This window comes from Shewanella denitrificans OS217 (assembly GCF_000013765.1).
GTDB lineage: Bacteria > Pseudomonadota > Gammaproteobacteria > Enterobacterales > Shewanellaceae > Shewanella > Shewanella denitrificans.
On record NC_007954.1, the window covers coordinates 3,592,086 to 3,615,672 of the forward strand.

General features: G+C 46.8%; 15 protein-coding genes. All 15 read right to left on the reverse strand.

The window, feature by feature from the left end:
- Positions 1 to 4: 4 nt before the first annotated feature.
- The 15 genes from SDEN_RS15585 to SDEN_RS15650 all read right to left on the reverse strand — a co-directional run bounded on the left by SDEN_RS15585 (position 5) and on the right by SDEN_RS15650 (position 23,526).
- Positions 5 to 5,638: a contractile injection system tape measure protein gene (locus tag SDEN_RS15585; RefSeq protein WP_011497423.1), complete on the reverse strand. Its 5,634-nt coding sequence runs from the start codon at positions 5,636 to 5,638 to the stop codon at positions 5 to 7.
- Positions 5,628 to 8,348, reverse strand: a complete 2,721-nt coding sequence (locus SDEN_RS15590) for a hypothetical protein (protein ID WP_011497424.1) — start codon at positions 8,346 to 8,348, stop codon at positions 5,628 to 5,630. Before SDEN_RS15590 ends, SDEN_RS15585 begins: the two co-directional genes overlap by 11 nt.
- On the reverse strand, positions 8,338 to 9,255 hold the full coding sequence (locus SDEN_RS15595) for a hypothetical protein (protein ID WP_011497425.1): 918 nt from the start codon (positions 9,253 to 9,255) through the stop codon (positions 8,338 to 8,340). Before SDEN_RS15595 ends, SDEN_RS15590 begins: the two co-directional genes overlap by 11 nt.
- Positions 9,248 to 13,489 carry a hypothetical protein gene (locus SDEN_RS15600; protein WP_011497426.1) on the reverse strand — a complete coding sequence of 1,414 codons (4,242 nt, stop codon included), beginning with the start codon at positions 13,487 to 13,489 and terminating at the stop codon, positions 9,248 to 9,250. Before SDEN_RS15600 ends, SDEN_RS15595 begins: the two co-directional genes overlap by 8 nt.
- Positions 13,479 to 14,030 (reverse strand): GPW/gp25 family protein, encoded by a 552-nt coding sequence (locus tag SDEN_RS15605; RefSeq protein ID WP_198134604.1) that lies wholly within the window; start codon positions 14,028 to 14,030, stop codon positions 13,479 to 13,481. Before SDEN_RS15605 ends, SDEN_RS15600 begins: the two co-directional genes overlap by 11 nt.
- Before the next feature lie 19 nt (positions 14,031 to 14,049).
- Positions 14,050 to 14,349 carry a PAAR domain-containing protein gene (locus SDEN_RS15610; RefSeq protein ID WP_011497428.1) on the reverse strand — a complete coding sequence of 100 codons (300 nt, stop codon included), beginning with the start codon at positions 14,347 to 14,349 and terminating at the stop codon, positions 14,050 to 14,052.
- A gap of 10 nt (positions 14,350 to 14,359) precedes the next feature.
- Positions 14,360 to 16,150: a type VI secretion system tip protein VgrG gene (gene vgrG / locus SDEN_RS15615; RefSeq protein ID WP_041405848.1), complete on the reverse strand. Its 1,791-nt coding sequence runs from the start codon at positions 16,148 to 16,150 to the stop codon at positions 14,360 to 14,362.
- A gap of 34 nt (positions 16,151 to 16,184) precedes the next feature.
- Positions 16,185 to 16,826 carry a CIS tube protein gene (locus SDEN_RS15620; RefSeq protein WP_011497430.1) on the reverse strand — a complete coding sequence of 214 codons (642 nt, stop codon included), beginning with the start codon at positions 16,824 to 16,826 and terminating at the stop codon, positions 16,185 to 16,187.
- Positions 16,827 to 16,835: 9 nt separating this feature from the next.
- Entirely contained in the window at positions 16,836 to 17,006 is a 171-nt protein-coding gene (locus SDEN_RS20575) for a DUF5908 family protein (protein WP_157599872.1), read from the reverse strand.
- Between the two features lie 2 nt (positions 17,007 to 17,008).
- Entirely contained in the window at positions 17,009 to 17,482 is a 474-nt protein-coding gene (locus SDEN_RS15625) for a phage tail protein (RefSeq protein WP_011497431.1), read from the reverse strand.
- Between the two features lie 110 nt (positions 17,483 to 17,592).
- Complete coding sequence (locus SDEN_RS15630; protein ID WP_011497432.1) at positions 17,593 to 18,066, reverse strand: phage tail protein; 474 nt, start codon at positions 18,064 to 18,066, stop codon at positions 17,593 to 17,595.
- Between the two features lie 52 nt (positions 18,067 to 18,118).
- Positions 18,119 to 19,672, reverse strand: coding sequence for a phage tail sheath family protein (locus SDEN_RS15635; protein WP_011497433.1), 1,554 nt, complete (start codon positions 19,670 to 19,672; stop codon positions 18,119 to 18,121).
- A 17-nt stretch (positions 19,673 to 19,689) separates the two neighbouring features.
- On the reverse strand, positions 19,690 to 20,583 hold the full coding sequence (locus SDEN_RS15640) for a hypothetical protein (RefSeq protein WP_011497434.1): 894 nt from the start codon (positions 20,581 to 20,583) through the stop codon (positions 19,690 to 19,692).
- A gap of 2 nt (positions 20,584 to 20,585) precedes the next feature.
- Positions 20,586 to 21,158, reverse strand: a complete 573-nt coding sequence (locus SDEN_RS15645; protein ID WP_011497435.1) for a DUF4255 domain-containing protein — start codon at positions 21,156 to 21,158, stop codon at positions 20,586 to 20,588.
- 748 nt (positions 21,159 to 21,906) lie between these two features.
- Complete coding sequence (locus tag SDEN_RS15650; RefSeq protein WP_011497436.1) at positions 21,907 to 23,526, reverse strand: methyl-accepting chemotaxis protein; 1,620 nt, start codon at positions 23,524 to 23,526, stop codon at positions 21,907 to 21,909.
- Positions 23,527 to 23,587: the final 61 nt, after the last annotated feature.

The following is a 23,587-nucleotide window of genomic DNA, read 5'->3' on the forward strand; positions in this document are numbered from 1 at the left end:
CCCGCTAGCGCCATTCCACGTGCATAACTCGCTCCATCCAAGGCAATTTAATTACCCCAAAGCTCCATGGAAGGCTATCGAGCAGTACATCGAAGGCCTTAGGCTGAATGCGCAGTTTCCACGCTTCTTTCTCTAGGGTTATCACCCCTTCTCTTTGCAGAAAGGTTTGCCTCAAGCCGTCGTTACTTGTGTTGCCAAGGCCAGTCCAATTTTGGATAACCCCAGTTAACAGCCCATCGGCTGTGTTCTTGTCCTCATGGGTTAACACTAGCCGATGACTTAAAGGTGTAGTGGTTTTCATGCCGCAGAGGATCTTGTTGAGACCTAACTGAAACTCCAGCGCCCCCTCTCGCCCATAGGCGATGTACTGCAGTAGATGCAGCGCCTTTTCCCGCGCTTGCTCATCAATAAACTCGCCCTTCTCAGTCAAGGCTAAGCGAGTAAAAAGCCGGCCAATATAAGGCGCTATCAAGACTAAGCCCCCATTGGCGACATAAATTTTATCCAGCCCCTCATCCTGTTGTTTATCCTCATTTTTACTTTTATCGCCATAGATGAGGGCTTCGAGTTCGGCCAATGGTTCCAGCGCTTTGGGTGCTGATACTGGGGGCCTTGTGGACGTTTTAGGCGTTTTCGATAAGTTGTGTTTAGGCTCGCTAATAACGCCTTTAGGGCGGGGCAGGCCCTCACCTTTAAGCTCAATGTCTTGTTTCAAGCTAGGTGTAAACCTAAGCTCAAGCCTGACTTGAGTTAAGAAATCCGCGAAGGTGGAGAAGCGTGTTTTAATGGCACGCTGTTTCGAGTACGCCCACTGCAAAAAGGCCATTTCAGCCTTATGGAGACTCATGTTGTGATGCCTGCTGTGAGAGCTGTAGTGATGACTGCAGTGATGCTTAGCCAGGTACTGGCAGATGAATGTCCAAAAAATCCTAGGGGAGCCGCGGCGCAATTGAACTAAGCTGGGGCTGTCATAGATTAAACTTTGCAGCCTCAAATAAAGGCTTGTGAATGCATTGCCATAGCAAAACGTCATGAGTTCAACAAGTTCAGTGTCACTCCTTAGGGCAAGCATAAAATCCATCACCTGCCCTCGATGCATATTTTGCAACAGCAAGATTTTTAATGCCTCATTATCATGGGCTAACAGGGACTTAACCCCTAAATCTACCCCTTTCCCCAGCGGGCTCTTAGCTAGGTTTAGCCCGAGATATTCACTGAGGCGCGGCCATTGACTCAAGTCAGTGCCAGCAAGGGTTTGCAATAACGCCTTCAGCATAGTGGCAAGCCGTGCACTTTGGCGTTTAGGGTCAAGCTTAGCCCTGTCCTCAAGGCTTAGGGTCAACAAGTCTGCAGACTCAGCGGGTATGTCATGCAATAAGCTATGGGCGAGTTTTATTGCCTGTTCATTATTCATTTCAACTGAGTTGCCATTAACTGAGTTGTCATTAACCGAACTTTCGCTATCAGAGCTGGCTTCAACTGAGTTGCCATCAACTGAACTCTCGCTAACTGAGCTTCCTATAACTGAGTTTTTTATAACTGAATTTCCTATAACTGAGCGGCGCCATAATGCGGCTGTACTCAATGAGGCTAAACCTGAGTTCAAGCGTGCAAGCTCGGTTAACTTAAGGCTTGGATAAAGAACGGTCAGCAGCTGGCCTAATTTAACACCTTCAGCACTGGAGAGGTGTGCAGCAAGATGCTTCCAGTCAATGGATTGCAGCAAGGCCAGTTGCATCTTACTTTCCGGCATCAGCGCGGCAAGATGCACAAAATCCTTGGCAGATAACCCCTTCAGCAAGTTGAGTAAACGCCTCAACTCTTGGCTATTGGCTTCATGTTCTGAGCCATTGTCTAAGCCATTGGCCTCAGATTCGAATCTATAAGCCTTGGCAGCGCTTAAGCCTGCCACCAAGGTAAAAAATTGCTGCAGCCATTGCTGGGATTGCACTAAGTCAAATAAGCTGGCGACTGAGCTTGTCTCCGTCTCGGCCTGATGTGTTTGCTCAGCCGTTTCTTGCTCAGCAATCGCGCCTTTCCCAGCTATTTCTCTTGCTAAACTAGCGGCTTGAGGCGCCCTGTGCCCCTCAAGCCACTGACTAAGTAGGTTTATTAGCCATTGGGGCGCATTTCTATGTCGACTAACATTGCTGCTATTGCCACTGCTGCTACTGCCAATTTCATGGTTATTTTTTGACGCCCTAAGCATGGCCTGCAACAAGGACTCAAGAGGTAAGTTGCGGTATTGTGCCATCTGCAAAATAACAAATCGGATAAAAGCTTCAGGCTTTGCCTCTCGAGTTTTGGCCAAACTTGCTTTGATATCCCCGCCGCGTTCGGCCTCAATGCAGATAAAACGCCAACATATCAGCCATAGCTGTGTTGCTAAGTTTGCTGAGTAACTCAAGCCTTGGCTGAGGCTATAGCGCGTTAGCTTATCCAGTAATAGAGCTGGCAAACTAAGCTTAAGCCATGTCGTTTGGCTTGAGCTCTTGCTTGCCTCTACAAGCAACAGCGAGTCTGGGTTTAACAACACGGCCAAGGCCTGACTCAAATGGGGCGCCAATAAGTTAAAAAGACTTAACTGGCTGGCATTGGATAGTGCCAATAGATAGCGTTTTATCTGCGCTTCGCTGTCGCTATCACCCCAGTCCATATCTTTGGCTAACTCATTGGGTAGCTCTTGGGGTAAACCATGGGCCCCATTCTGCAACTCATTCCTAAACAAATAGTGCAATAAAATGGCCCTGAATTTTGCCTTTACGCCCTCACTCGCCTGCCCCAGCAGCTTGGCTAAACTGGCGTTATCGGCAAGTTCGAGGGCGAGCACAAAACCTTGCAGCAGATGCTGCAAGGCGGGGTTCTGCTGAACGGCTTCTGTGTCGAGTACTGGGGCTACTTCAACTGATTTTGATTCTAAATCAGCGCCTAAACCTGAGTCTGTCGATAACACTGGGGTTTCGCCATCTACACTCGATTGCTGCCCAGTGGCATTGTTAACGCCTAAGTCCATGGGCTTTATCAGCAAAGACACCAGTAGACCCAACATCTCTTGTTGCAGCCCCGAAGGTTTGCTCACATAAGAGAAGGAGCGGACAAACCCGCGCACTAGCTGTTGGTGGTTGAGATTGTGATGAGCCGCCATTTGCTGAGTCAGATAACCTAAGTAACTGAGCTTATTGAATACTGAGCCGCGCTCTGTCAGTAGGTAACTTAAGCTAAACTGCCACAGCTGCTTGTCGCTCACCGCAGCATCTTTATGGTGTTGCCCTGGGCCAAGCATAGCCGCTTGAGCACTGGTGCTTGCTGAAACTAAGGCTGAGTCTTGCTCTATGGCAGCTCGCTTAGATAGCCCAGAGGTTTTCCCCATTAACGCCGTCTGCGCCATGATAGACAAAATAAGAGCGGCATCATTAGGTGCCAGCACAGTCAACAGCTCGTGCAGCATCTTATGCGTAAAGTGAGCGACAACTAACTTGATAGCGCGCCTATCTTGGCCATAGAGAGTCAATCCTTGCCTAAGTAGCTGCCTGTGCTCACCGATATAACTGCGCCAATGCTTAGCCATTAACCCTATTCGACCTTGAGTCAACGCCATAGCAAGAAGGGCAATTAATCGCGCCTCTTCGTCAAGGTGATCCATTCCTATTGGCTGGCCTTTATGGGACTTCATGCCTTCAACAACCTGCTGCTTACTGTTAAAGCCATTGCCACTAATAGCATCGCCATTAAAGCTAAGGTCACTGAGCAATTGTTGCAGGTTTCTGGTAAGCGGCGAATCCTTGGGCAGGCTGATGACGGATTGATACAAGGAGTGATGCAACTGCGCTTGGCTGACATTTTGGTGTGCCGCAGCCTGCTTTATCATGCTGTAAAGATAGGCTTTACGGTTAAACGCACTGCCTCTGTCCACCAGCAGGTAGCTTAAGGTGAACTCCCAAAATACCTGGTGACTCTGAGCCAAGGGCATGAGTTGGAGGCTCGCCCTTTCTTTTTGAAGAGTCGCCTTTTGATGAGCAGCCGTGTGATCCACAGCCCCAGTATGCGCTGAACTTGCATAAGATGAATTGGCATAAGATGAATTGGCATCAGTGCCTTTATCCAACGGGTCTTGCGGCTTAGCAACTGCTTGCTGTGTGGCTTGATTTGCTATGGTTTGGTTGGCTAGGGCTTGCTTAGATAGCAAAGGAGCTAGGGCAAGCTGCCTAAATCCTAAGATGAACCGGCTTTCTCTGGGTTCAAGTAGCGTGAGAATGTCAAGCAACATGGGCTCTGTAAGCCCGCTGGCTAAGGCATGCCTAACCGAATATTGCTGGCCTAAGTAATTCAGTATACTCACAAATTCTTTAGCAAACACTTGGGTTGTCAACGGCCAAATGGAGAGTAACCCTCTATAGTTCCCCTGCAGTAAGGCTTGGGTTAATAGGGCGATATAGCCTTGCCGAGCTTGGTTGGTGACAGCTGTGGATTGACGCTGGTGCAGCTCATTTTTTGCTTGCCAGCTTGCTTCGCTGTGGTTTTTTGAATAGTCGTTAGCGTGACTTTGAGTCTGGGCTTGCTTGTCTCTTTGATTCTGTAAGCCATCTTGACTGGCAACTTGGCTCATGGCGGCAAACAATAGGGTGAATTCAGCCTTCTTGGCGCTAGGGGCATACTGGCTGCACACGCTAAGTAGCGATGAGTTAATTGACGCTTGGCTCGACATAGATGAGTTTGACATAAAAAGGCTTGTCATAAAGAGCTTTGCCATCACAGCTTGCTGCTCTTGCAAGCTTGCACGGCTCAGCCAGCCTGATGAGGTAAAAAACTGCCTTTGTGTGTGAGTAAACTCAGCCTCGGCGCCATGATTGAACATAAGTTTTACTAAAAACTTAAGCTGACTTAACTGCCTGCCGACCTGCAGCGCCAACAGGCAGGCTATGCTCTTGTCTGTGTTTAATTGCCGCAGCAAACGCACAAGAATCGCCGCTCGCGTCGAGGAGGTTTTCAAGAGTTCACTCAGGGCGGCTAAATGATTAAACACAGTCGCTTCAAACCATGCAGTCCAAGTATCCGGCTTTTGATAAAAACCACTGGCGTCTGTATTCCAAGATAGGTTGCCATGTTCGAGAAAATACTTAAGTTGTCGCCAACTGGACTCTGCCTTGGGGTATTGATAAAAACTCAGCTCAGAAATATCTTGGTGGCGCCAGTCCGGGTTGAGGTCTTGCCCTGTTGCTGCCTGCCCTTGCGAGGGTCTTGGGCTTGGGTTTAGTCCTGTGCTTAGCTTGGGAGTGAGTTTGGGCGTCAGTTGAGAAATGAGCCTTGCGCCACTTGCGCTCTCAGATGTTTTCGCCAAGCTATTGAGCTGCAGAGCCAATGCCTGACTCACTCTAGTGACTAAATGCTCGCGATAATTAGCGCCAGATAACTCACCTAAGTCTATGACCAATGTCTCTATGCTAAGTACCCAAGTCTCTTGGCTATGTTGCTCGAAGACCTCATCGATGGCGGGCAGTAACTGGTGCAACATAAAGGCCTGCGCCTGAGCTTGAAACTCGTCGGCCAGCGGCTGGCTATCGAACTGAATATCTAATATGGCCCGCTCTATCAAGTGCTTGTGGCTGCCATAATCTCGGCCCATCAGATCACTGCTCATATTCCTCCCCGAGGGAGGCGCTTTGATATCCCTTCAGCAAGGTCACCAGTTGTTTAGCACTGTGCTGACATTCTTCACTGGCTTGGTGTGAAGCGCGCCTGAGCTCTTGCCACTGCATATAAGTCTGTTCGAACTCGCACAAGTTGGCAAAATCTAGCCAGTAACATTGAGGGTAGATATGCGCCGGACACTGAGCCCTGACGATTTCTTGGGCGCGGCGACGAAAGCCAGCATCGGCGCATCTGGCGCTAAATCCCGGAAAAATCACCGACAGCCTAAATGAGTAGAAGTCTTCCTCTGCTGCACATTCCTGTGCCCCATGTTGATTTTCGGCTGCACTTTGGCAGTCAGGGGCGGATGTTGGATTCTCTGAGGCGGATGCTGGGTTATCAGTGGCGGATGCTGGGTTATGGGTGGCAGAGGTTTCACTCTGTGCTCGCGCCTCGGGTCTGAGTAACAGATGCTCGACCACATAAATGCCTTCACAGCTGCGATTAAGAAATACTAAGTGCTGGCGCAAAATATTAGCCAGACGATTGGCCTTAGTGACATCAGCACTTGAGCCTAAATAACAGCTCATGTCTTGGTGTGAAATCAAATCTTGAGCGTTTAAATCCCGACCCTGTTGCAGGGTAAAGAAGAGGTCATATTGCGAGTCTCTCTCTCGTTTCACCAACTTAAAGTGATTAATATCGACGCCTTTTCGAAAAAAGGTCTCACCTATCACATTGTGCTTAAAGGGCAAAAGTGACAAAAACATCTTGGCAATGGCTTTCTCATCCTGGGCCATAGGCACATGCATTAAGGGAATGGAGATAAGATTTTTCGCCATGGCATCATTTAACATCACTTGATTATGATGACTAAAGTTGGCTTGCTGGAATGCGTGATCTGTCACTATATCTAAAGGTTGACGCTTGATGCTGCTCATATAGGGCCAGCGCATCAGCTGCATGCCCAAATGGCAACTTAGCCTACATTGAAAACCGCCGATATTGCGCTCAAACTCACGATAACTGCGGTAGTCAAAACCCGCACCTCTGTCCCGGCCCAAGGCCACCACAGAGGTTAAATAGTGATATTTATTGTCCAATAACTGCTGTTCTAACCCACGTTGGCTGTCGTAAAAATTAAACTGTCGCAACAGGGTTTGATCTAATGATTCACCATAGAGGGCCAATAAATAATCCAGTACTCGGCCTTTCCTGTCGAAGAAATGATCAAATTTTGCCAGTAGCTCATCGAAAATGGCTTTAGGTGACTCAGGGTAAAAAGTGCCGATATCCTTTAAGGACGTTGGCTCGAAATGGTAAAACTGATAGCTCTGCGTGCTTTGCTTATCTATGGAGAACAATGTTTTTAGGTTATTGATATTTTTTGAAAAGTTTGCCATTAACTGATCAAAAATAAGCAAGTATCCTTTTAATTGATTGGCCTTAGCTTTAGCCAGAGGATCCCCTGAAACCTGCACCCCCATCAGGCTTAAATTATAGTGAACCGGAAAGTGCAGCTGCACCGAATGATACTGATTTAGCTGGCGGTAGCTGCCTTCTATGGCTTGATAGAGGCTAGAGACTTCTTGACGCGTGTGACGCATTGAGTATTGCTTAAACTGCCTGTGCTCCACATGGGATCTAAAGGTCTCAAAATCTATCTTCACTGGCTGGCCATTGCGCTGCAGCGTGATGTTAATGTCCTGTGGATCATCGGGGATATGCAGCCAAGACTTGTCGCGAATAATCTGCCCCTGCTCAGTCGTCTCTTGGGCCTGCGCGGGTTCTGGGGCTTGCGTGTGAGCCTCTGACTGAGTCTGCTGTACATGCGCAGCTTTTGCCGGACTGCCATAACTGCGGCGGCGGGGTTCGGTCAAAGCCAGATGCTTGATGACGTCTATCCCCTCGATAGAGCGAATTTGTGAATAGAGTGAAGACAAGGTTCTTGAGCCTGTCGCTGTTTGACCCTCGATAATTTGATAGCGGCCATGAAGTGTCTTGGGGCCTAAGAGTATGTTATCTAATTCTTGGCCCTGATTTTTAAGATCTTCATAATTTTCAATCAGTAATTCACCCATCAACCACTGCTGACAAACATGATAAATTTTGGAGAGCAGATGTTCGGCGCTGTAATTATCACTCAGTTCCAGAGAAGCCACTAACTCATAGCCGCTATCTTCTATGATGCATATCTCACCGATATCTTCCCCTAGATTGCGATTTTTACCAAAAACCTGTGATACCTTATCGATGATTTTATCGGCCAAGGAAGGCCTAGCCTGGCACAGGCTGCGCTGAGTGGGGGTGAGCTGAAGCTCGATTTTATACAGGCCCAAATAATCAGATGTCAGCGGCGTAATCCACAGCCTGTCTATTTCCTCTATGCCATCGAGTAACAGATTTTGGTAATCGGCAGCGGTGCAAGCCCGAGAAGGCATGATGTCTTCCGGCGGCGCTAGTGCAAGCTTAGTCAAGTCTAGGTAGCCATCGGGCTGAGCTAAGTGATCTTCAACATTAAAATCTGTGCGGTAATTTAATTCGCTAAGGCCATAACAGAGCTGTTCCAAAATGGTGACACCGGGATCGTGGGCATTAAAATCGGTCCAAATCTCACCGGAAAATTGCTGCGCATAGCCTATCCCAGCCTTTCGCAGACTATAAAAACTTAAGGGATCTTTTTTTACATCGTGTCTGGCTATAGAAGCGCTAGCTTTCATCACCCGCCTCCTCTTTAGTCAGTATGCATTCCTGCATATAGTTATCGAACCAAAGCTTAGTGATGTGATAGCGGATATATACGCCTTCGCCATAATCAGTGTTACTGCGGATCTGCAAGTAATAGGGCCGATAAGCCTCGCTGCCGTCACCTTTTGTCTTACTCTCTTTCACCCAGCGAAGGCATAACTTATCGGCTGAAGAGGTGTAATAGGCATGCTGGCTCTTGATACTGGTTTTAACATTAAACCAGTTGAAAATATCAAACCACCAAGCGTCGGGATCGCAAGCGTTCATGGCGATCGCACGCAGCATGCCATAGCGACCAGTGCTTTTAATGCCAACCCCAGCCACCACTTCCAGAGCTTGGCAGCCTTCTAATTTAGGGGAAATACTGTGCCAGTTACCATCGGCTCTCACGGGTAAAATCTCAGGAGATTCCTCCTCAAACGCGCCGCCCTTTCTGCCACTGGCTTTCAGCGTGCCATTGACTTCCAAGGTATGAGTGGGGCGATCGCAATTTATGCCCACGCAAGCATTAGGCGACAAGGCCAATACACTCTGGGGGCCTTGACTCTCGCCACTCACACCGCCGGTATTGCCATTCGCCGCTGCGCCACTTTCTTGAGTTGCATATTGGGCATTAGGGGAGCTAAAAAGTAAGGCATCGATTTGTGTATCAAATTTAATCGACCAGAGTTGCTGCTGGGGGGCATTTTGCCGATAAAAACTCAAAAGATGAGCATCCTCTTCAAGGGAGGACACCTTAAAGCCTTCATTGACTGACTTATCAAAGCCCTCTTCTAAACTATTGAGGCAAGAGTCGATAAGATCGGAAAAATGCTCAGAGGAAGGCAATGAACCCTTGCTAAAATAATTCTTAAGCGTGCTCCTGTTACGTTTAGCCATTATGCTGACTTCCTTTTTGATTTAGGCGCGCATCATCACGCGCTTCATCACGCTCTTCATAAATACTAGGCCCATCGCTGACAATAAAGTTACCACCGACCTCCAATTCATCCACCCCAGTGACGCGAGCCACCCGCTCATACTCATCATCAACCAAGTCAATGACATGGTGACTAAATGGCATCAAGAGGCACCAAGGCGCACTGCCCTGAATGAGGGGCTCAGTAGCGCTTGCCTCAGGTGTCATCCCCTTAGCATTCACGCTGTCGATAAGGCGATAATTCACTAACTCCCCTTGCTCTCCAGCCACTATTTGTAAGGCGGAAACCTGAGTCACAAACTTGATATAAGGACGATGGCGAATAAAAGCCGTGATATCTTGGATTTTCAACGCCCAGCCAAAGCCGCCATTGCCACGCTCTGACCAAGGGCAAAGAAAATCACACAGTTCTTGATTAAGCTTAGAAATGGCAGACCCAGGATGCTCCCCTTGAGTGAATTTCACCGCACAGCGTACCTGCAGGCTTTCATAAATAGGATTGCGCACATCAAGTTTCACAAACGCCGAACATAGGCCAGAAATATACTTCTGGATGCGGTTTAGCATCTCGCTGCTGGCATGAAAATTATCACAGGGCGTATGACCGCAATGGGGGACATTTAATCTCACCAAGATCAATATGTGCCCAGGGAAAGTTCCCTGGGTGCAATATTTAAGGTTGGCAAAGCATTTGACCCGATCAACATCGGGGAATTCCTGTAAAATTAATCGCTCATAATCCCAAGGGCTGACGGCGCGCCCCTTATGCCTTAAACGCTCATTCACCCTCTGCTTAAATTTCCGCTCACCTTCGAAGGTTCTGCCTGCAAAGCTTGGGGTCAACTGACTGATTTGCCCAAGCCCCACTATGGCCTGCATCGGCTTCCAGCTTTGAAGCCCCTTTAAACTTTCACCGCTTTCATCACTTCTCAGTTGCCGCGTGACCTTAGCCCCATGGGCCGAGACCGATAAACAGCGGCCATAGCAGCTCAAGTCTCGGTTGGCCGATGCCCTTATCCAATACTGGCCCGAAGGCATAACGCTGTTGTTAGCTGTCATAGTATTGGGCAGCTTGAGGGTGACTATGCCAGAGGTGATAAACCCTGAGGTAGAGTCAGATATAATCTGCCGTTCACTGAAAGCATGCCAATGGTTATCCACCAAATAACTCCAGCGAATATCACTCCCCCCCTCGCTTCTATTTAAATTCGCTTTCTCATCGAATTGAAAAAACAGGCTAATTTCATCGGCCAAGGCGCTTGCCACTAAGCCAATAAATAAATTGCCATCATAGCCATAACGGGGAAAGAGGGTTTGCTGCTCGCCTTGACGTCGCGATTCATTAAGGGGGTAAATTTGCTGAAACCCAAAGGGGTGAATATGGGTCACACTGTGGTGGGCTAGGTTTTTTGTCTGGTTCAAAGGGTGCAAAAAAATGACCGTCTCGCCGTGATAATTGAGTGATAATTTATCTATCGTTGGAGTGTAAGGCGCATTAGGCAGTGCCACTGGGCGTTTTGACTTGGCATTGGTTAATAAAGTCTGCGTCAGTAGACTTGGGTATTCTTGATGACCAAAAGCTGGCTGCGGCGCCGTTAGGGCAAGCTTGATAAAACCATTACGGCTCTTGAGGTTATAGTCAAACTCCAGCTCAGCGCGGCCTCTTGTGACGGGTTTAAATTCATTGACCACACTGGTTGACAGGCATTTGTGGGCCAGAGGTTTTTCAGAACTTGCCTGAGTATCGAATAAGTTAAAGCGTTTATTCTGTGAGCCACTGACCCAGTTTCCGTCGCGAAGCACTTGAATATTGGCTTTAAAGCTCTGATTTGTATAGCCATGGCTATAACCTAGATAATGTTCTCTAAAGCCACCAAATCCCATGGGCAACTGCGCCCAATCGATATTAATCTCTATGTCTTTAATGTGTTTAATGGCCATCTCTTCGCTGCCCAGAATAAGGTAGCTGTGCAGTGTTGGCAGAGCGCCGAAGGGCACAAATGTCTTGGAAGGATCCAGACGGCCATGATTATTGTAAGCCACAAGCTCTGTCACCCCTTTCACCGTCACATCAATGTTGACCGCACTTAAGATGAGGTTTCTAAAGATGGAATAGGGGAAAAAGGTCGACAAAGGCTTAATTGAGAATTGAATGCAAGGTTCGCCGCTTGGCCACTTGTCACCATGGACAGCGGGATCGCACGGCACTATAGCCGCGATATCTGCGCTGAGAGGAATATCAAATTGAAATCCGTACAGGCCTAAATCATCACCTTTGATTTTATTGTTCAAAGGTTTAACACGGTAACTGCCTATCTCAAGCCAGCCATCTTGAGTAGAAATTTTAATCTCAAACATGGTTTCATACAGTTCATAGAAGGTGCGCAGCTGATCTTGCTTGAGTAGTCGCAGCAAACGGCTTAAGCCTGAGCTTTCATTGTATTGCTTAGCTTTTTCCTCGATAACATGAATATCCAGCTGCGTTAACCAGGCCGGTTTTTTTAATTGCTGGGATTGTTTTAATTGCTGGCTGCCATCTGCATCTGGCGCACTGTCTTTTTGGCCACAGCATTCAAGGCAGGCCAAGGTATGACGGCTAAAAATACGCCCTAAGGTGCGATAAAAATGCGCCTCAGACGTTGCAAGCTCAAGTAATGTCAGCAGGTAATGCTTATAGATGACTTGCCGTGCCCCTGCAGCGCTTGCTCCAAAGATGGCATTGCGCTGCCAAGGCTTAAGGGTATCTATGAATAATTGAGTATAAGCATTAAGGCCATCGCCCTTAGGCTGGACGCTCCCTTGTAGACTCGCCAGTTCGTTACTGGCTTCACTGCTTAATAACTCGCTGAAAATCCCCGCCAACAGCTGCAATTTTTGAGTCGGGTTATTCGTCATCACCAGTTGGTATAGGGAATGGGCGTTGATTTGTTGATATTCGGTGAGCGCAATGACCAAGGAAATATCCCTGCGGCCTTCTTTAAGGTTCAAGATGGGCGCCGAAATGCCAAAACCTAACTCAGCGGGGTGACGGTTTTTACTGCCCAATAGCGAATTGGCGCCGAAGGTGGGAAAATGATCTTCAGTCACAGATTTTGCGTCCAAATCGAGTCGATTCTTTACCACTTGGGTCACATAATGCAGTTCACTCTCAGGGGAGATAAGCGGGTCTCGGTGCAGAAACAGACTCAGGACAGAACTGACCTTGATGTTCGACAGTAGCAAATCTTCATCTAAGGCAAAGATGATGTCTTCAAGCTGAGCATTCTTACCACAGGTGAGCTCAGTGCCCTTAGGCAGTACGCAGGGCTTGGTTAGGCCCTTACTGGGATTGAACACCAGATAGCAGGACTCAGGCTTAGGCTGTTCTGGGGTAAACTTAAGCAATTTTTGGTAGTAGAAATCTAAGTGCTTCATGGTAAAGCGATTGAGTTCTTGCTGACTCAAGCGATAAAGTTTCAGAAAAGCCATGAGTAGCCCTAAGGCGGGGGCGTGATCCGATTGTTTTTTAAGATCTTGAATATAAATATGAATATCAGTTTGTAAGAAACGGACCACGTTCAACAAAGTGGTAAAACATTGCCTCAGTGTCGAGACTTGCAGCTGTGGACTTAATTCCTTTCCCCCCTCCTCTTGTTGAGCCTCCATCCCCCAGAGTGGATCCAGAGAGGCGATAAACTGCGCCATCTGCGCCATCTGCGGCTTATTGGTTGAATTGGCGCCGGCGGCAATTGATTTAAACGCCTGTAACTGTTCAAGAAGTTTCTTATCTATCACTGAGGATATTTTTAGGCAAAGCTCATGGGCCGCCTTACTGTCTGAGGTTTTTAAAGCGCGGTAACTCACATCTATCTGACTAAAAATCTCGATAATGATGCCAATACTCTGATCAATATCCCCTTTGAGCTGTTCTTCAAACTCCATGGTTTTTCGACGAGTATTAATCGTCTGCAACATGGCGATAATCACCAGTTCATTGCCAAGGAACATGGGCTCCCAACTGCCGTCCCTGTGGTTATCCAAATTATAAAAGTGCAACTTAGCCGCTATCTGTTTCGCCAGCACCAACAAGGTTTCAAAAGACATTTCATCCACATCAAAATGTCCGGCAAGCAAGGCATCGCTGAGCCTGTCGCACTGACGGCTACCTAAGGTGAGAGACTGTGCCTGTGTGCGGCTAAGGGCATTAGAGTTCAACCAGTGTGCCCTCCATAATATAGAAGGGGTAGACCATGTTACGTCGTGCGTTAGTGGTGATAACCCGATATTGCAGGCCTATGTCCAAGCGGCCCTCAAGGGCATGCTCAGTCTCTATGTCCACCAGCTCTAAATCGATGCGTGGCTCAAAAAACAGCACGGCTCTTTCGATAACAAAGGTCAGCTTAGTGATGGTGGCTTGATTGATTTCTTCAAACACCATGGCTTTTATGCCGCAACCATAGTCAGGCTCCATCACCCGTTCACCGGGATTCGTCGACAATAAAATAGCCAGACTCTCGACAATATCTCGCTCTTCACTGACCATAGCGACCTCTCGACTTGTGCCAGTAAATTGTGGTGGAAAGCTCCACCCTGTACCTAAAAATGACTTATCTGCGCTCATGGCACCCTCCCTGAAGCTCATTGTGTCCCCCAAGCCTTGGCACTTGTTCCATTGACCTTGAGACTCGCTATCTGTTAATTGCCGTGCATTTACTCGCTTTTTGCCTATAGCCAAGAGGCTGACGATATACCTCATTCATCGGGCTATGTCTTAGTTAGCCACCTATGAGTACTGTCATGGCCCCCAGCACTATGCTGCCCCCATGCACGGTCGAATCCCCAAGCCTTGCTGCGGGCTTGCCCGAAATCATCACAGTGGCTGAGCCTTTCACTACCGTATCTGGCGGTCCAACACAGACGCAGCTGTCCCCTATCACGCTGGCGGGCAATTTCTCTATCAAGACTGTCGGTACGCCAGGTCCTATGATGGGGCCACCAACATGGGGAATAGGCGGCAGACCTGGGGTCACCATGGGGCACACATGCATGTCGGTTATTCTTGCAGCTGGTGGCATCAGTTGCTCCTCAATTTATCATCACCATGGCGCCTTTGACCGTCGTCTGCCCAGATGCTGAGAGCTCTGCACTGGCACTGCCCTTAGCGGTAAAGCCTATCTGCGCCGTTTGCTGTATGTTCATGCCGTTAATTTTGACATCGGCTTTTGAGCTTATGGTCATGGCGCCGACGGCATCTAAGGTCATGCTGCCTTTGGCGCTGAGCTTGATGTCTTTGGGGCTGTCTAGGCTGATGCCACTGCTGTTCAGCTCCACTTTATTGTTATTTTGATCTTGCAGCAGGATGGACTTATCTTTATCGCTGAAAACTATCTGGTTATTTCCCGGAGTAATGATGGTGATCACCTTGTCTTTCTCATTAAATTCAAGCTTAAGCTTGCTGCGAGTCACAATAGCCTTAGTGTCATTGTCCGCCGCGATTTCGTAAGGAGGCGGATTCTTACTGCTGTAAAGACTGCCTAAAATCACCGGCTCACTGGGGTTATTATTAAAATATCCCAGTACCACCTCATCACCCACCTCAGGCAGAAAGAAGCTACCAATCTCTTTGGAGGCATAGAAACTTGCCAAACGCGCCCAGACACCAGGGGTCTTGGCTTGCATCACAGGCACGTTAACTTGAATGCGATTCTGGCCTATGGGGTCGCCATCGAGCTGCATCACTATGCCTATTTGCAAGCCCTCCACCGCGGGTAACACCCCGCTGGCAGGCGGTGCTGTAATATCCCGATACTCACTCGACCAGGCCGGCGACATGCCAAACTCTATGTCGGTTAACCATTGGCCATCGACTATTTCGTGGCGCACTCGGCTGACAAATACCGCGCCATTGAAACGACTGCCAACCCCTTGCACGTCAATTTGGGTGTTAATTTTGGCGGCAGCATTGCCTTGAAACGTCATTTTGCCGCGAATTCGCGCAAGCCCAGACTTCACCTGCTGGCCTTTGGCCCACGCCTTGAGTGACGCCGTGTCCATGTTATTGCCGCTTTGCAATCTAAAGTCATCCACTGACAAGGTGCTGGCCAGATCTTTTGCCGATAAATCCCCTTGTTGATTCAAGCTTTGGGATGCCACCTCTTGCTCTTGGCTGGTCTGCTCGCTTGGATCCCAGCAGACACTCTTTACCGATGACAGCTGATACCTAGCATCGATATCCGCTTGAAAGTCGATGAGGTCTTCGCCATAGGTCACAGTTAAGACGCTGGCGTCACTGACATTGGGCGGCGCCACTGTCACCTTGGCAGCATCGACACACACGAGATACGCATTCACTTCGGCGCGAGCCAAGATAAAATCCCAATCTGTGCAGTTAAATTGCACCAACTCACTGTATTGGGACTCTGTCGCCGTCACTTGGCTACTGAGACTCCCGTATTGCCCTATGATGGTTTCGATTATCTGGCTGTCTTTTTGCTTTACATAATTGGCACTCTTGCGAGCTATAGTCATGGCCACGCATTGATCTTTACATTCGACAATTAAATTGGAGTCATTATTGCGTCCAATTGAAATGCCAAGGCCTATGATGATGCCACTAAAAATCACCTTGGCTTCACTGGCATAACCTGCCTTGATGACTATCTTAGTACCGGGCTTAAAGCAGGCCTCAGTGCTGACAGGAAAATCTTTATCTGGCATGTCACCGTCACTGACCACAAACCGCGCCATGGGGACTTGGTTTACCCCAGTGTTCACTTCAATCAAGAGCACATTAATGCTCTCCTTCAGCGCACTACCATCGGCGCTAATACTGTAATTTACTACACCATCGCTATTGGCTAATGGGGATGCCGCCATAGTCATTTCCGTCCTGTAACATCTTCAATAGCGCCTAAATAAGAGGCGGAAAAATGAGCCGAGTACCAGGTTTAATCTGCCTAAAACAGGCGAGATTATTCGCCTTGGCGACCGCCATATAATACGAGCCGTCCTGATACACTTTATGGCACAGTAAAGGCAAGGTATCGCCGGCCTTGAACTCTATGATATGGGTGAGATCTGGGGAGGAGCGCTTAGATTTAAGTGCTTCTTCTTTATTGGTCATGTAGCCAGAAAAGGTGAGGCTCAGCTTAGCCCTGAGTGGGGTACCGTCAGGCTTAAACAACACATATTCGACCTTAAAACTGGTGAGGCGGCAGATAAAATACAAGGTCCCCCAACTCAGGTGCACCACGTTAGGTTCATGCTTATCGCCAACATAGTTATAGGCCACTTTCTTGAAGGCGCTGATTTGCTGGTTAACATCTATGGGCTGAGTGGTTTTCACCACACCTGTACCATCAATCACTGTGGTGAAGTCTAAAGTTTCGTTGTCGTAACCGGCAAATTTCAATTCTGAGGCCGCTGTGCCTAAGGGTTTTTTCTTCTTATCGTCGTATTTGATGCCATAACCATGATTAAAACTCGATGGGTTTAACATCAATTCAAACTTACTGGCGCCATCCTCAGTCTCTATGGTCATCTTTTTAGCCATCTTGCCCCCTTAACGCTCACGGGTTTCTGTCTGCCTTTGATTAATGAGCCGCAGACAGGCCTTTAATAATTGCTCTTTTTGTTGTTCCAGCTCGGCTTCTGTTACTAAGGCCACATTGCCACTGTCGCCCCCTTCCACCACACTGGATTTAATCACCAACTGTTTAATTTCTATGGCCATATTTACATCACTCGATTGGAATATTGATAACTGAGTTCCACCTCTTCGATGGCAACCTCATTCTTGGTCGAGTTAAAGCTGTCGACTTTCCAATTCACTGGATAGGCTTGAAAAAAATTCCAACTGCGGATCACTGTGCCTTTCTCCCCTAACAAGTGCACCGACAAGTCTTTAGGTTCCAAGGCGGTTTTAAAGTCACCATCGAAGAAGCTTTTACACCATTTAACCAGAAATGAATCTAGCTTAGTCATGCCGCGCTTCAAAGTAAGATTACTGTGTTTAATTGACTTAGGAAGCTGATAAACAAAGCGATTTTCCCCACCTTCCACATAATCTTCCGTCTCGATTTGCGACCCTATGCCGCTAATATCTTGAAAGGATGTATCGGACTTATTTTTCGCGCCATGAAAAGCCACCTTGAAATAGAAGGCGGGTACCGGCCAGATCCCTTCATCTTGGGTAGAACCATCGGACATATGGGTTATCCTCTAGGCATTAAAGCTCAATGAAAATCCAATCAGGCCAGCACTCAAAACATCGATTGCTGACCTGACTGGCGGTGAGCTTAGGGTTAATATAACTAACCTTACTTATTCACTATGGCCAAACCTTCGTGGGCCAGCTCTATGGTTTCAACTGCAACTTCGTTACCGTCGGACTTAAGATCTGTTCCTGTCACTTTCGTGGGCCAAGCATTCGCTAGGGTCCATACCATGGTGGGTGACCCTGTCTCATCTAGCAGACTTATGGTCACTGCAGTACGGGCCACAGTATTGAGCTTGATCTTGCTGTACCAGTCATAAAACTTGTTGTCTTTGGCAAAAATACCCTTCTTCAAGGTGACGTTGCTGGTTTTCACTATTCCCGGCATTTTTATGGTGGAGAAAATCTTGTTATCTCCTGCGCGGTATTCGATGACCTGAGCCTCAACATCTAATCCTGATACTTCTTGAAAAGATGACACCATGCCTTCACCCGCACCGCCGGCCCATTTCACTTCGAAATAAAACTTCGCCATTGGCCATACATTAGCTGACTGTTTTGAACCATCATCTGACATATTGTTCTCCTTAACTCTTACTTAAATAAATCCACGTAGCGCAATTCAGTGCTTAAGATTTTTGCATCTGCTGCTGGAAGGTGATCTCAATAAACTCTGCTGGGCGGGTCACAGCCACTAGCACTGTGATGCGTAAAATGCCCTCGAGAATATCTTCACTTGTCATAGTGCTGCCAAGGCCAACACTGACACTGAAGGCATCTGCAGGCACTGAACCAGCCAAGCCACCCCGCTTCCAAATTCCGGTTAAGAAGTTGGTTATCATGCTGTTAAGTGTGGTCCAGGTATTGGCGGTATTGGGTTCAAACACATAAGCTTTCGCCGCAAGACGAATCGACTCTTCCAGCATGATCATGGTTCTGCGCACACTGATATAACGCCAATCCAGGCTATTACCGTCTAAGGTTCTGGCGCCCCAAACTAAGGTGCCTTCGCCGATAAAGGTGCGGATAGCATTGATGGACTTACCTTGGGTGGTAACGTTAAGATCTTCTTGTTCATCGTGGGAGATATTCACCGCAGGAGAAACCACGGCATTGAGACTGACATTAGCCGGTGCCTTCCACACACCACGGGCGTTATCCACCATGGTATAAATCCCAGCCATGCAGGCTGAGGGAGGCAATAAATTAAGCTTGCCCTTAATGTCCAATAAAATGCTCATGTACAATGGGCTCATGGAGCTTAAGGTTTTATTCAACAGCACAATTTGAGCGTCCCCAGCCACAGTTGCTAGACTGTCGACCTCGGTCAACATCTGATCACGTTTGGCCACCCTGAGTTTATTACTTGGGCTGGCTAACTGATCATCAGTCAAGCCGTCGAGATCGGTAAAACTTGCCGTCACTTCCTCTTTTAACAGCCCAATGAGCACATCGGTATTCGCGATATTTTTAAAACTCAGATCGCTGTCCTGCACTATGGTGGTGTGTAGCCAAGGGTAGTAGGCCGAGGAGAAATCCAGATAGTTGATGCCAAGTTTAGATCTAAAACTCTCGATGCAATCACCGCTTGGGTCTTGCCTATCCAGATGGCCGTTCCACACATCTAGAATCGCCACGCGATTGCGCATTACCCCGCCACAATGGGCTAAGGATGCTTGCTGAACACTGATGCAGTCATCCTCGGCGAGCAAAATAGCCTCAGGAATTGCCAGCATAGTGGGTTCCTGCTCTTTCAGTAGCGTGGGGATGCCTGCCAGTAATTTTGCCGCTTCAACATCGTTAGTATAATTTCCCACTGAGACGATATAGCAAGGGCCACCGCCATTTTGGAAAAACAACATCATGCTGTAATAGAGTAAGTATTTGGTATTGGATTGAGAGATCACATAGGATTTATCCCCCATTACAATTGCCGCATCCTCTAAGGAGTCGGCAGGCTTTTCAGCTATCTCAAACTCAGGCTCAGGTGCCTCACCATAGTAACGGCGAAATTCCGCCATCGAGGTAATTCGCCAGGGTTTATTGAGTAGTGATTTATTGCCATTAATGGCCTTCTGTGTAAAACCTATGAAGGCGGGTACGGCGGTTGCTACTTCGACCACCGAATTCGGAAATGCATTCTTCTCAACTATGTACACACCAGGTGTTTTCATCACGCCCATAATTTATTCCTTTAAAGTTAAAAATTAACGAAAATTTCAGAAATTTTAATTAATTTATTATCAATGACTTCTTGATACCCTTTCCCAGCTTGAGCCACAGGCAAACGACTAATTACCACCTTGTTGCCACTGGCTCGCTTTTCAATAAGTTGAAAATGATTTTCCGCTCTCTCTTTCAACTCAATTTCTGCATCACTTCTAAAGATGGCTGTGGATTTACCGCTTGCGCATGACTCAATATTTTTCAGTAAAAAATTGACCGCGCCTTGCCTATCTATGATGCTAAATTCCTGGCTCATGGCTGGGCCATTCACCCTGTATTCCCAATGAGCACGGCTATTATCGATTGTTGCCAAAAACTGCACTGGCTGTGGCTTGTTGACCGCCATCTCATAAAGAAAACTCAAATCGATTGGTGATAACTGCAAACGAATAAAAAATAACGACTGCGCCCTTAAGCGCTTTTCATCGCCCATGGGTTCCGCGTCATGACTGACTTTTTTTTGAAAATCTAAGCTTGAAACCACAGCGCCTTTGGCTAAGTTGTAGCAAGCGCTTTCATCCATATGATCGGCTATTTTTATGTCTAGGGCCTTGTGGAAAGTCAGTACTTCATCTGCTCTAAAAAGGCCTAAAGAGGAAAAATCACTGAGCCTAGGCTCGTCGGATACCAGGTAAAATTCGAACTCCAGCGGCTCATCGACATCCGCGGCATACATCTGCATCACGTTAAGTTTTTGTTTATCGAACAACACCTGAATGCCCGCCATTGACGACTTAAACATGACGCCAGTGTTACGGCTCTGGGCTAAGGTCTTAGTGCTTGGGTGAAAGCTCAAGCCTTCACACTGTGATGAGGCAAAGTATTTGTGCTTGAGATTGATTGAGAACAGCGGCAAATAGCTCAGCATGGTCAATCAGCCTCAGGGTTAACTGAAACACCCGCATCGGAAATTCGCGGCGTTCTTGTCACTTCAGCGTTAGTGTCTATGGTTATCATGCGCACTTTATATAAAATTGATGGCACATATTTAGCGCCAAACATGCTCCACATATTGCTTAACTCTTGAGTCTGAGTGTTTTCTATATCTAAGATAATTTTTTCTATGTTGGCATCTAACTCGGGGGAATTTTGATGATTAAACACAGGCTGCATCTGGAAGAAACCTATGATGCTGGAGATAAACTTTAGGGATTCTAGATAGTTAGTTCCTGTGAAATTAGCCGAAACCATTAAGTAGAGGTTTAAAAATACAGGTTTCGCCGTTGAGAAATGCCCCGACCTAAGTTGGCTGTTGGTGTTCATCGCCGTTTCTTTCTCAATATTGGCAATAAAAAGCACAACACGATTATTCACATGCGCACAGGCACTGCCATCATGGTTTACCAAATTTGACACTACGACTATGTCTTCGGACAATTCGAATTTGTTTTTTAAATATTGATTGAGTCTAAATGCGATATGACTCGTGCATGACAGTAACAAAAATCAACTCCTCATCCACATCTCTACAATAGAAGGCTGCAATAAAATGCTGCGATAAAAGCACCGAGACAAAGCATAAAAAAAATCGAAATGTAAATTTCATGCTTTGAGTGAGCTTTATATTTCCCTACAGAAACAGATCTTGATTACCCTTTTCTATCAAGTTCAAGATAGCAGGTAAAGCTTACACAAGAAGAGTTCAACATTGACAAACTAGATACCATGAAAACATGAAAAATTAATGCCATTAAAAAACTAGCACAAGGTTTTTCAAAAAGCAAAAAAGATAACAACTTATTAACATTAATTATCAACCCTACTCAACGAAAGTTTAAAATTCGAATTAAATCAATGGATTAATAAACATTTATGTGACAAGGACGAACCCAGGCGGAGGTAAAATACAGCTTGACCGTATTGGTTTTAAAAAAACACTTTCTATTTCATCAATAAGGCTGACAAATCAAGAATGCTTGTAATACTTTCTCATGAATTTAAAACTTATTTAATACCAACAACACTAAAAGCAATATTCTTTGCTACGCTAATATTTTCATTTAATAATTTAACTTTATTTAATAATTAATTCACCCTATAAAAATGCGACACCATCCTTCAAGGAGAGTGCCGCAATTTTATTTTAATACTTAATTAAAAATTATAATTATTAATGAGACAAATTTCAGACTTTGATCAACTCCCCTCCAAACATAAAACAAGCTAAAAATACAATTTAAGCTCTTAAAGGCTAAAGTTTAAATTGCGAGGTGGCGCTCTTAAGATCGTCCGCCAGGCCCAATAAACCTTCTGATACATCCCTCACTTCGGAGAGAATTTGCAAGGTTTGATCGAACGAGGCATTCATCTCTACTACATTATTCCCCACTAGGGTCGCCACATTGGACTGCTCCTCAGTAGAAGATGCGATATCGGTGTTCATCTTGTTAATACTCACAATCTTTGCTTGAATCGACTTAAGCACATTGCCAGTATCTTGAGCAAACTTCTCATTGCTAGAGGCTTTAGTAATCGCGCCGCCCATGGTATTAACCGTCGATTCTGCCGCCCCCTTTAAACGCTCAAGTACCAAGCGTATTTCCTTGGTGGCATCGGCGGTTTTGGAGGCTAATGCCCTCACCTCATCAGCTACCACGGCAAAACCTCGCCCTTGCTCTCCGGCTCGGGCTGCTTCGATGGCCGCATTCAAGGCCAATAAGTTGGTTTGCTCGGCAATGGAGGTGATGACGTTTAAAATTGAGCCAACACTGACGGTATCTTTAGCCAGTTCATTAATTGAATTCGAGGCAAGCTCAATACCGGCATTTAACTCCTGAGAAATGTTAATGGTGCGCTGCACCACAGCGAGGCCATCGGTGGCTTCTTGCTCTGCCACATGAGCGGCCTCTGCCGCCTGCTGCGCGCTATGAGAGATATCGATCACACTGTGACGCATGTCTTCCATGGAAGTTTGCACGTTTTTGGCGTCGCGGCTCTGCTTTTGAGTCGCTTTAGTGGCCACAGACATACGCTCTTTTAAGGTATGCGCACTTTCAAACAAGGGGCTAGTGACATTCACCACTTGTTGAATTGAGCCTGCAAGTAAGCGCAGAAAGCGATTAAAGTTAGCCGACACTTGGCTCAGCTCATCCGTACCCCTGACCTCCAGTTGATGCTTTAAGTTTCCTTTACCATCGGCAAGTTCACCGAGAGAGTCCGCCACATTGCTTGCCGAGCCGCTGATGGATCTGGCGATAGACATGGTCGTTACCGCCATCACAATCAAGAGAACAAGTCCGATAGACAAGCTTAAATACAGGCTTTGATCCGAGCGGTCCCCCGCTTCCTTGATAGTCAGACTAAATTCATTGACCTTGGCTTTCTTGTATTCTTGAATGCCACTGGTGAGTGTAGAAAACACTTTCGCTTTAGCCTTACTGATCTCCCCCAATTTAGACATATCGGCGGTACCATCTAGCATGCTAGTGGCTAAATTTAAGGTCATAGTATTATATTGCTCTAGCTGAGCGGACAACTGCGACAAGTTCTGTGCCTGTTCAAGGTCTATCGCCCCCAGTTGAGTCAAGATATTCTTCAAAGAGGTGAAGGTCTTATTAGCCGTTTTTATTAAATCTTCATCGGCAAAGGATACCGCTTGCGTATAAAGTTCATCGAGCCTTTCGATAAAAATGACGTTTTGATTGGCAAGCTCTATTCTCTGACTCACCTTAGTCTGCATGAAGTCCATGGTGTCACGGTTTTTATTGATGGCAACGACACTAATGCCTAAGTTAACTGCAAAAATAATCACAGATAAAATAAAAATTATTGCCACTTTTTTAAAAATTGAAATGTTACTAAGCCAATTCATGTTCCGCCCCCGAGCGATACGAACCCCTGATTGAGCCTCGGCCCAATCGTTAAAGTAATAA